Annotated in this window: 9 protein-coding genes; 6 read left to right on the top strand and 3 right to left on the bottom strand. The window is 62.7% G+C overall.

Annotated elements, in window-relative coordinates; genetic code table 11:
* The first annotated feature begins 284 nt into the window (after window positions 1-284).
* The 3 genes from pcaC to pcaG all read left to right on the top strand — a co-directional run bounded on the left by pcaC (window position 285) and on the right by pcaG (window position 2,108).
* Complete coding sequence (gene pcaC / locus ACKODO_RS13695; protein ID WP_408983994.1) at window positions 285-680, top strand: 4-carboxymuconolactone decarboxylase; 396 nt, start codon at window positions 285-287, stop codon at window positions 678-680.
* A 16-nt stretch (window positions 681-696) separates the two neighbouring features.
* Entirely contained in the window at window positions 697-1,419 is a 723-nt protein-coding gene (gene pcaH, locus ACKODO_RS13700) for a protocatechuate 3,4-dioxygenase subunit beta (RefSeq protein ID WP_408983995.1), read from the top strand.
* A 62-nt stretch (window positions 1,420-1,481) separates the two neighbouring features.
* Complete coding sequence (pcaG, locus tag ACKODO_RS13705) at window positions 1,482-2,108, top strand: protocatechuate 3,4-dioxygenase subunit alpha (protein WP_408983996.1); 627 nt, start codon at window positions 1,482-1,484, stop codon at window positions 2,106-2,108.
* A 107-nt stretch (window positions 2,109-2,215) separates the two neighbouring features.
* Here pcaG and ACKODO_RS13710 read toward each other — a convergent pair whose 3' ends face one another.
* The 3 genes from ACKODO_RS13710 to ybaL all read right to left on the bottom strand — a co-directional run bounded on the left by ACKODO_RS13710 (window position 2,216) and on the right by ybaL (window position 6,677).
* Complete coding sequence (locus ACKODO_RS13710; protein ID WP_408983997.1) at window positions 2,216-2,845, bottom strand: response regulator transcription factor; 630 nt, start codon at window positions 2,843-2,845, stop codon at window positions 2,216-2,218.
* On the bottom strand, window positions 2,842-4,857 hold the full coding sequence (locus ACKODO_RS13715; RefSeq protein WP_408983998.1) for an ATP-binding protein: 2,016 nt from the start codon (window positions 4,855-4,857) through the stop codon (window positions 2,842-2,844). The genes ACKODO_RS13710 and ACKODO_RS13715 overlap by 4 nt, the downstream gene beginning before the upstream one ends.
* Window positions 4,858-4,988: 131 nt before the next feature.
* Window positions 4,989-6,677, bottom strand: coding sequence for a YbaL family putative K(+) efflux transporter (ybaL, locus tag ACKODO_RS13720; RefSeq protein ID WP_408983999.1), 1,689 nt, complete (start codon window positions 6,675-6,677; stop codon window positions 4,989-4,991).
* A gap of 701 nt (window positions 6,678-7,378) precedes the next feature.
* Between ybaL and ACKODO_RS13725 the strand changes: the two genes are divergently transcribed.
* The 3 genes from ACKODO_RS13725 (at window position 7,379) to ACKODO_RS13735 (ending at window position 9,307) form a co-directional block, all read left to right on the top strand.
* Window positions 7,379-8,191, top strand: a complete 813-nt coding sequence (locus ACKODO_RS13725) for a tyrosine-type recombinase/integrase (RefSeq protein WP_408984000.1) — start codon at window positions 7,379-7,381, stop codon at window positions 8,189-8,191.
* Entirely contained in the window at window positions 8,192-8,620 is a 429-nt protein-coding gene (locus ACKODO_RS13730) for a tyrosine-type recombinase/integrase (RefSeq protein ID WP_408984003.1), read from the top strand. It begins immediately after the preceding gene.
* A gap of 108 nt (window positions 8,621-8,728) precedes the next feature.
* Window positions 8,729-9,307, top strand: coding sequence for a hypothetical protein (locus tag ACKODO_RS13735; protein WP_408984001.1), 579 nt, complete (start codon window positions 8,729-8,731; stop codon window positions 9,305-9,307).
* The last annotated feature ends 97 nt before the right edge of the window (window positions 9,308-9,404 follow it).

Below are 9,404 nucleotides of genomic sequence, written 5' to 3' on the forward strand. Positions count from 1 at the left end.
TTCTTCGCGCCGGAAGCCTCTCGGCTTTGCCGCACTCCCTCCGAGAGGAACCAGGCGGCACCGAATGGGTGTAGCTATCCGCGCACCAAAGCCCACGGCATGCACCCCGCCGCGACAACGAAAAACGGCATCGAGAAACACGACATCGAGTAAGAGCCGGACAGGCCGGAGCTGTTCGCAGGAAGGGAAGGAATTCTGGTCGGTCGAGAAACTCATTTTGCACTTTCCAGCGCATTTCCATTCTGGAAGATTATGTTTCAAAAGCCGCCGGCCGGAACAGGCGCATGGGGAAAACCGTGGTGGATCGTTACAAGCAGGGCCGCGCCACGCGCAGCCGCGTTCTCGGCGAGGCGCATGTCGCGCGCTCGGAAGCTGAGAAGACCGCCTTCGACGAGCCCTTCATCAACCTGATCACCGAGGCCGCCTGGGGCCATGTCTGGTCGCGCAACACGATTTCGCTGCGCGAACGCTCGATGCTCACCATCGCCCTTCTCGCGGGTCTCGGAAACGACCACGAACTCGCCATGCATATCCGCGCCACAGCGCAGACCGGTGCCAGCGAGGCGGATGTGATGGAGGCGCTCCTGCATGTCGCGATCTATGCCGGCGTGCCGCGCGCAAACCAGGCGATCAAGATCGCCAGGGAAACCTTTGCCGAAATGGCGAAGGCCAAGGCCTGAGTGGGGAGAAGCAGCCATGAAACCCGCGGAATATCACCAGCGTGACCGGCTCTGGCAGCCACCGCAACTCACGCCGAACTACAAGACCAGCGTGCCCCGCTCGCCCCGGCAAGCCTTGCTGTCGATCGAGCAGTCGATGTCGGAGATCACGGGCCCGGTCTTCGGGCATGGCGATATCGATCCGATCGACAACGACCTGATCAGGAATTACGCCAAGACGGGCGACCCCATCGGCGAACGCATCATCGTTCACGGCCGCGTGCTCGACGAGAATAACCGGCCCGTGCCGAATACCCTGATCGAGATCTGGCAGGCCAATGCGGGCGGCCGTTACCGACACAGGAAGGATACCTATCTCGCGCCGATCGACCCGGATTTCGGGGGCTGTGGCCGCACGCTGACCGACGCCAACGGCTTCTATTTCTTCCGCACCGTGAAGCCCGGCGCCTACCCCTGGCGCAACTGGGTGAACAACTGGCGCCCGGCGCATATCCATGTTTCGGTCTTTGGCGCGAGCTTCTCGCAGCGCCTGATCACCCAGATGTATTTCGAGGGTGATCCGCTCATCGCGAAATGCCCGATCGTGAATTCCATTCCCGATCCGCGCGCGGTTCAGCAGCTGATCGCGCCGCTCGACTTGAATGCCGCGATCCCGCTCGACAGCCTCGCCTATAAATTCGACATCACCTTGCGCGGGCGCCGCTCCACGCTGTTCGAAAATCGCCTGGAAGGGAACTGAAGCGTTTCGAGGAAAAATGGAAGCCGTTTTTCCGTCGGAAACGCGTCAATCAGGGAAGAACCATGCCCCAGCCGCTGGATTACCGCAAGGAAACACCCTCGCAGACCGCTGGTCCTTACGTGCATATCGGCCTCGCGCCGGGTGCCGCAGGGTTCGATATCTACACAAATGAACTCGGGCGTGACATTGCGGGGCCGGACGCACCCGGCGAACGCATCCGCGTCGAGGGGCTCGTCCATGATGGCACCGGCGCGCCGGTGAAGGATGTGCTGATCGAGGTATGGCAGGCCGATTCGAACGGCATCTATCCGCACCCGGAAGATCCGCGCTTCGGCAAGGTCGCGAAAGGCTTTCGTGGCTGGGGGAGGGTCATCACGGATTTCGACACCGGCCTCTGGAGCTTCGAAACCATCAAGCCGGGACCGGCGTTGGGCCGCAATGGGCGCATGCAGGCGCCGCATCTCTCGTTCTGGATCGTGGCGCGCGGCATCAATCTCGGGCTGAATACGCGCGTCTATTTCGCCGACGAAGAAAATGCGAATTTAGTCGATCCCGTGCTGAACCTCATTGAGCAGCAGCATCGTCGCGCGACCCTTCTGGCCAGCCGCGAGATGCGGCATGGCAAACCGGTCTATCGCTTCGACATCCGCCTGCAGGGCGAGAACGAAACCGTGTTCTTCGAGATCTGAATGATCTGGAGTATTTGCCGACCAGTGGATACCGTTGGGTCGAAGAAAGTGCGTGAAGCGATCAAAAATGAGAGCGGACGGCCTGATGCAATCAGATCCGCTTCGCTCTAACGACCCGCATCCTCGCGGCTCCCGGCCCGGCCGAGCACAGCTGCGAGTTCGACCGCATTGCGCACGCCCATCTTTTCGAGGATGCGCGCCCGATGCACCTCCACCGTGCGCATCGCGATCCCGAGATCGCCGGCAATCTGCTTGTTGAGGCGCCCGGCGATCATCCGCTCCATCACTTCCATCTCGCGTTCTGAAAGGCTCGCGAGGCGTGTCTCGACCGCGAGGCGCGCTGTGCGCTCGGAACGCCGCGTGAGGCTCATCGCGTGGAGTTCGAGAATGCGGTCAACCATCTGGTTGTCACTGAAGGGTTTTTCGAAGAAATCCACCGCGCCCTTCTTCAGCGCTGCCACCGCAGCGGGCACATCAGCATGGCCCGAAAGCATGATGATGGGCTGCGTCGCACCGGCCTCCATCAGCCTGTCGAGCACTTCCAGGCCCGAAAGCCCATCCATGCGGATGTCGAGAATCACGACCCCGTCGAGATCCGCGCGATAGACCTCGAGGAAGGCTTCGCCGGATGGATAGCCGCGCGAATCGATGCCGCGCGATTGCAGCAGCCAGGCCATGGCATCGCGGACCGCATGCTCATCATCGACGATATGGACGAGAGGAACCTCTTTGCTCACGAGGCCAAGTCCAGCCGTTTCGCCACGGGAAGGAGCACCGTGAAGATCGTGCCGCCGCCGGGGCGCGGTGCCACCTGCAGGCGGCCCTCATGCAATTCCACGATGGTGCGGCAGATGTTCAGGCCCATGCCCATGCCATCCGGCTTGCTGGAGACGAAGGGCTCGAACAGCCGCCCCCGGATTTGTTCGGGGATGCCTGTGCCGCGATCTTCCACGGAAATGGAGACGCCAGCCTCGGTCTCGCCCACACGGATGCACATACGGCGCTGGGCGTGAGGGGTCTGGCTCATCGCCTCCGCGCCGTTGCGCAGGAGGTTGATCAGCACCTGCTGGATGAGGATGGGATCGGCTTCCACCTCGGGAAGGTTTTCCGGCATGTCGAGTTCCACGCTCACGCCGGCCTTGCGCGTTTCCGTTTCCGCGAAGGCGATGCATTCCGCGAGCATGGGTGCCACCGGATTGGGCGCGATCTTCGGTTCGCTCTTGCGCACGAAATCATGCACGCGGCGGATGATCTGCCCGGCACGCTGCGCCTGGCCGCCGAGCTTTTCGAGCGCTTCCGTGATGCGCGCGGCGTCGGGTTTCGGTGCCTTCACAAGGTTGAGGCAGCCCGCGCCATAGGAGGCGATGGCCGCGAGCGGCTGGTTCAGTTCATGCGCGAGGGTGGAAGCCATCTCGCCCATGGTCACGAGGCGGGCCGTGCGCTGAAGCGAATCCTCCTGCGCCTTCGCCATTTCCTCAGCGCGCTTGCGATCCGTGATGTCGAGCACGGAAGCCATCCAGCCCGCATGCTTGCCCGCGGCGTCGATCAGCGGTGCCTCGTAGATCAGAACGTCGAAAAGCGCGCCATCGGCCCGGCGGAATTTCAGCTCGAATCCCTCCGGCGGCGCATCACCGGCGAGCACCCGATCATGGATCGCTCGGGTGCGGACGAGGTCATCGGGGTCCCAGTAGGGCATGGGCGGGGATTGGCCCACGAGCGTCCCGGCATCCACGCCGAGCATCCGGCAGAAGGCGGAATTGACGTAGATGATCCGCCCGTCGAGATCGCGGGCGCGCATGCCGACCGTGAGGGAATCCTCCATCGCCTTGCGGAAAGCCGATTCGGCGCGCAAGGCCGTTTCGGCATCGAGGCGCTTGCGCACATGGCGATGCGCGAGAACGAGCGAGACCATGGCGAGCAGCGCCAGTGCGATAATCGCGCCGATCAGCACGCTGTTGGTGTTCACCCCCGGTTCGGTATGCGGCGCGATCTGCAGCACCGCGCCCGGCAGGGGCGGATCGAGGCTGATCGCATGGCTCTCGCGGCTTTCGCTGGGCTTGCTGCGCGACTTCGAGGCAAGGATGCGCCCCGCCATATCCAGGAGCCGCACATCGTATTTCTCGGCGATCCACCATGGCACGTGCCGCGCGAGCAGCGCGTCGATCGCGATGGTCGCGACCACCATCACGGCGGGGCCGGAACCATCGGCCACCGGGGCGGCCATGTCGATCACGGAGCGGTCACGCTGCACCGCGCGGGGCTTGCCATAGATCGGGCGCATGTTCGCCGAGAGGGAACGCTGGATGAGTTCGTTGCGGGCATCGAGCGAGGGACGGTCTCCCACGGAAGGGATGGCGAGATGAATGCCGCCATTGTCGAGCAGCCAGCTGATCGAGGCCATCTCCGGGGTCGACGCGATCAACTGCCGCGCGTTGCCGAGCAAGGCCTCGTCATTCGCCGCCCAGCGCCCGGAATCGAGCGCGAGGCGGGCAATCGCATCCTCTTTCACGCCAAGCTGGAAGCGCAGGGTCTGCTCGACCCAGAGCGCGTCGGTGAGCAGGGAAACGCGCCTGCGCTCCCGTTCCTGGCGCTCGACATACCAGAGGATGCCGGAGATCAGCACCGCGAGCAGGGCGATCGCCATGAGCGGGACGGCCGCGAGCATGGCGCGCGCCATGTGCTCGCGCCGGCGCAGGCCGGTTCGGGATTTCGAACGCATCGGTTCTTGCGAGCGTTCCGCTTCGTTCATGCCTGGCGCTTTCCCATCTCGCGCGAAAACTTGCGGTTTTCTCTTATGAACCTAGCGCTTGCGCGGGCGGGAGGCGATTGCGGATTTCCGCGACCGCCGGAAGAGAACGCAGGAAGGGGCGGGTCCCGTCTTCAGCCCAGAGCGGCAGCCATGCCCTTCGCAAGTTCTTCCTCGCCCATCAGAACCTTGTCCGCGCCCACTTTTCTGAGATATTCCACGGCCTCCGTGCTATGCGCCCGCGCCACCACCCAGATGCCGGGATTGGCCGCCTTCGCCGCTTCCACGAGATGCCCGGCCTCGAAGGCATCCGGGATGGCCGAGATCAGGTAGCGGGCCCCGGCGAGGTTCAGCCTTTCCAGCATGGCGGGCTCGCCGCAGGGCCCCAAGAACGCCTCCACACCCTCCGTCTTGAGCGCCTCGACCGTCTCGGCCTCCTCCTCCACAACCAGATGGGCGATGCCGCGCGCCTGCAGGCCCGCGCGCAGGCGCGAACCCACGCGACCATGCCCCACGAGAACGGCGTGATCGGTGAGGCGCGTCGGCTCCTCCTCTTCGGGAGGGGCGCGCGGAGCGGCGGGCAAAACAGGTGCATCACCCGTGGCGCGCTGCGCATGGATGCGGTCAATCGCAAGGAACATCAGCGGGTTGACAAGAATCGACAGGATCGCGCCCGCCACGACGAAATCGCTCGCAGCCTGCGGCACGATCGCGAGCTTCACCGCCAGCACGATCAGGATGAAGGAGAACTCGCCGATCTGCGCGAGGCTCGCCGAAATCGTCATGGCGACGCTGTTCGAATAGCCGAAGGCGCGCACGATGAGATAGGCCGCGACCGATTTTCCCACCGTGATGATCAGGAAAGTCGCGATCACCGCGAAGGGATGGTTCGCAAGAACGCGCGGATCGAGCAGCATGCCCACGGAAACGAAGAAAAGCACTGCAAAGGCATCGCGCAGCGGCAGGGTTTCCTTCGCGGCCTGATGACTGAGCGGCGATTCCGCCAGCACCATGCCGGCGAAGAAGGCCCCGAGCGCAAAGGATACGCCGAACAGTTTCGCCGAGCCGAAAGCGACACCGAGCGCAATGGCGAGCACCGCGAGGCGGAACAGCTCGCGCGAGCCGGTATGGGCCACGTAATGCAGCATCCAGGGGATGAGCTTGCGGCCGATGACGAGCATGGACGCGACAAACAAGGCCAACTTCGCCGCCGTGATCAGCAGCGTGCCCCAGACCGGGCCAACACCCAGCGAGGCCGCAAGACCGGGGCTTGCCATCTCCGCCGGCGCCTTGCCGCCAAGCAGGGCGGCCAGCGGCGGAACGAGAACCAGTGTCACCACCATCACAAGGTCTTCGACGATGAGCCAGCCGACAGCGATCCGGCCCTTCTCGGTCTCCACCTGCCGGCGTTCCTGCAGGGCACGCAGCAGCACCACGGTGCTCGCGACCGAAAGCGCAAGCCCGAAGACAAGGCCCGCGCCCATGCCCCAGCCCATCGTCCAGGCGAGGCCCATGCCGAGCAGGGTTGCGACAGCGATCTGGCCGAGCGCGCCGGGCACGGCGATCACCCGCACCGAGAGCAGGTCCTTCAGCGAGAAATGCAAGCCCACGCCGAACATCAGCAGGATGACGCCGATCTCCGCGAGTTCCACCGCGAGCTTCTGGTCTGCCACGAAGCCGGGGGTGAAGGGCCCCACCATGATGCCGGCCACCAGATATCCTACGATGGGCGGCAACCGGAAACGTTGTGCGACCACACCCAGCACGAAGGCGAGACCAAGGCCGACAGCGATCGTGGCGATCAGCGGGGTATCGTGCGGCACGGCTTTCCTTCTCCTCCGAACGGAGTGACGTGGGACGAAAATTAAGGCCGGGACCCTCCGTTTTCAACGCTCGAATTCAACATGTTCGCCAGAGTGTTACTCCTGCGCCAGCTGAAGAAACGCCTGCGGCGGCAGTGGATTTGCCCAGACGGCCCGAATCCGGTCCCACCCCATGGCAGAAAAGACCCGAAGCTCCACAGACCGAGGCAGATTAGAAACGGGTTCAAATGCGATCCATGTCAAGGATTCGAGCAGTTTTCATCCCTTTGACTCTACAACTGCCGTGAAACGACGGGCGCGATGAGGCGAACAGTGACGGTTGACCACCGACCATCAGAAAGGCCGGCCTTGACGGTGATGACCCTATGCGTCGTGTCGCGCCTGATCACCACGGACCTTCCGACCAGAAGTTCGAGCAGCCGTCATTTTCCCGCGTCATTCGGCGCGAGATTGCGCGATTTCGGGCTGGTCGAGACCAGAAAGCCCAGAAAATCAGAGGTTGGATGGTGCTGTTGGAGAGGATTGAACTCTCGACCTCTCCCTTACCAATAGAGCAACCCCTAATCTCGGGTGGGCTCTTGGCGTCTCCCGTGGTCGCCATGCTGGTTTACGAGCATTGATTTATCGTCTATTTTCGTCTCTTGAGGGTTCCGGTCGTCTCGCTGAAACTCGTCATTATTTTAACCCTGGATTACCCCGCGATGCCCAAGCAATCGCTCGACAAGGCGAAAGACCCGCCGATCCGCTTCACCGACGCGGCTATCAAGAAACTCGCACCCGACCCGGAGCGCCGTCGCGAAATCCGCGACGCCCAGACCGAGGGGCTGGTGCTGCGCATTACCCCGCAAGGGCAAAAGAGCTGGTCCGTGCTCTTTCGCGTGGCGGGCGCGGGGGAGGCGGGAATGCGCGGGCCGCTGCGCCGGGTGACGCTCGGCGCCTATCCGCTAATCGGTCTGGCCGAGGCGCGCGAGCGCACGACGACCGTGCTGGAAAGTGCCGATCGCGGCGAAGACCCGGACACCTCGCGCAACCTCGCGCTGAGGGCGCAACGCCAGCGTGCCGAAGCCGAGAAGGCCCAGATGGAAAAGCTAGTCAAATCCGTCGTGGAGCGCTTCATCGCGGTCTATGCCAAGGTCAACACGGTCAAGTGGAAGGACACGCAATTCCTGCTCGACAGCTATGTGGTGCCGCATTGGGGCGAGCGGGAGATAGAGACGATTACCCGTGCCGACGCGCATCGGCTGATCGATCAATTTGTGGCGGACGGGCGGCACGGCATTGCTCGCGAAGTGCGCAAGCACCTGACTCGCGTGTTCAACTGGGCGGTGGATCGCGACATTATCCGCGCCAATCCGCTCTCCGGCATGGAGCGCCCGGAAATCGCCTACAAGCCGCGCGAGCGCACGCTGACGATGGACGAGATGAAGGCGATCTGGAAGGCCGCGCCGGAGATGGGTTATCCCTTCGGTCCAATCCTGCGCCTCCTGATCCTCTCCGGCCAGCGCAAGACCTAAATCGCGGACGCGCGCTGGTCATGTTTGCGCGACGACATTGCCGCCCTCGAAATCCCGAGCGACTTCTACAAGACCAAGCGGCCGCAAGTCGTGCCGCTGACGCCCGCGATGAATGCGATCGTCGACGCCCTGCCGCGCTTCACGCGTGAAGATTTTCTATTCACGACAAGCGGCGGATTGAAGCCCGTTAGCGGCTTCAGCAAAGCCAAGCAGCGCATCGATAAACTCTCGGGCGTGAAGGATTGGACCATTCACGACATTCGCCGCACCGTCGCCACCGAAATGGCCCGGCTCGGTATTGCCCAGGAGCATATTGAACGGGTTCTCGGCCACGTCATTCCGGGCGTCGCAGGAACCTATAACCGCTACAGCTATCTCGATGAGAAACGCGCCGCGCTGGAAAAGTGGGGCGCGCTGTGGCCGTCGTAGCCTTTGAGCGAAGTGGCAAGGGCGTGGCGCGCGAAATTGATTGTCGCCCGCCAATATTGGAAGCAAATTCGATACTCAATGTGCCCAGAGAGAAAAGCATCCGCTCAGATGTCACGCGCCCGCCCCCGTCCGACTCTCGTATTGACTGATGATGACCGGGAGCGCTTGAAAAGCGCCTATCTCGCCGGTGCAGAAGATAACAGCATGCTCGAAAGTTGGGGGCAGGACACTACGCTTTATCGAGAACTGAAAAATTTCGAGGCCGCATGGCAGAGGCTATCGGACGAAGCAAAGGCATGGTTGGTCGATGACACCGAAAAAGACGCCCTTTGGTCGGGGGAAATAGCAGAATTCAGTATTGAAGGGCGCTTGGAAGAAGCGTTTAAATTACTTGAAGGCATTGATGGCGCGCATCCAAACTATGCGCATCGCCGGGTTGCCCATGAGCTGAGAGAAATTTGGACACGTGAGGGACTTCGGCCTTTCGCGGTGGCTGGCCGGTTGGTTCCAGAAAAGCGATTGGGATCGGAACAGCAGAGCGGTTCTTCCTCAATCCGCAACCCAAATGCTTTCGTTTCGCAATTGGCACAGTTGCTCTTGGAGCTAGAGCCAGCCTTGGAGTCCGAGCATAGAGCCAAGCTGAAAGCGCATACCGCTGTCTTAGGGTTGGGAAAACCTATGCTCTAGGGAGCGCAGTTTTCAAGACTGATTAGGTCCGCCGTTTCGCCGAATCTCCCGGCATCGCCTGCGGCTTCTTGCAGGCTCCGGGAGATTGGACATGGAC

The sequence above is a fragment of the Rhabdaerophilum sp. genome (assembly GCF_046092605.1).
GTDB lineage: Bacteria > Pseudomonadota > Alphaproteobacteria > Rhizobiales > Beijerinckiaceae > Rhabdaerophilum.

Excerpts from the sequence above, each read along its gene's own strand:
- pcaC (WP_408983994.1), top strand. The coding sequence starts at position 285 with ATGGGGAAAACCGTGGTGGATCGTTACAAGCAGGGCCGCGCCACGCGC.
- pcaH (WP_408983995.1), top strand. The coding sequence starts at position 697 with ATGAAACCCGCGGAATATCACCAGCGTGACCGGCTCTGGCAGCCACCG.
- pcaG (WP_408983996.1), top strand. The coding sequence starts at position 1,482 with ATGCCCCAGCCGCTGGATTACCGCAAGGAAACACCCTCGCAGACCGCT.
- ACKODO_RS13715 (WP_408983998.1), bottom strand. The coding sequence starts at position 4,857 with ATGAACGAAGCGGAACGCTCGCAAGAACCGATGCGTTCGAAATCCCGA.
- ACKODO_RS13725 (WP_408984000.1), top strand. The coding sequence starts at position 7,379 with ATGCCCAAGCAATCGCTCGACAAGGCGAAAGACCCGCCGATCCGCTTC.
- ACKODO_RS13735 (WP_408984001.1), top strand. The coding sequence starts at position 8,729 with ATGTCACGCGCCCGCCCCCGTCCGACTCTCGTATTGACTGATGATGAC.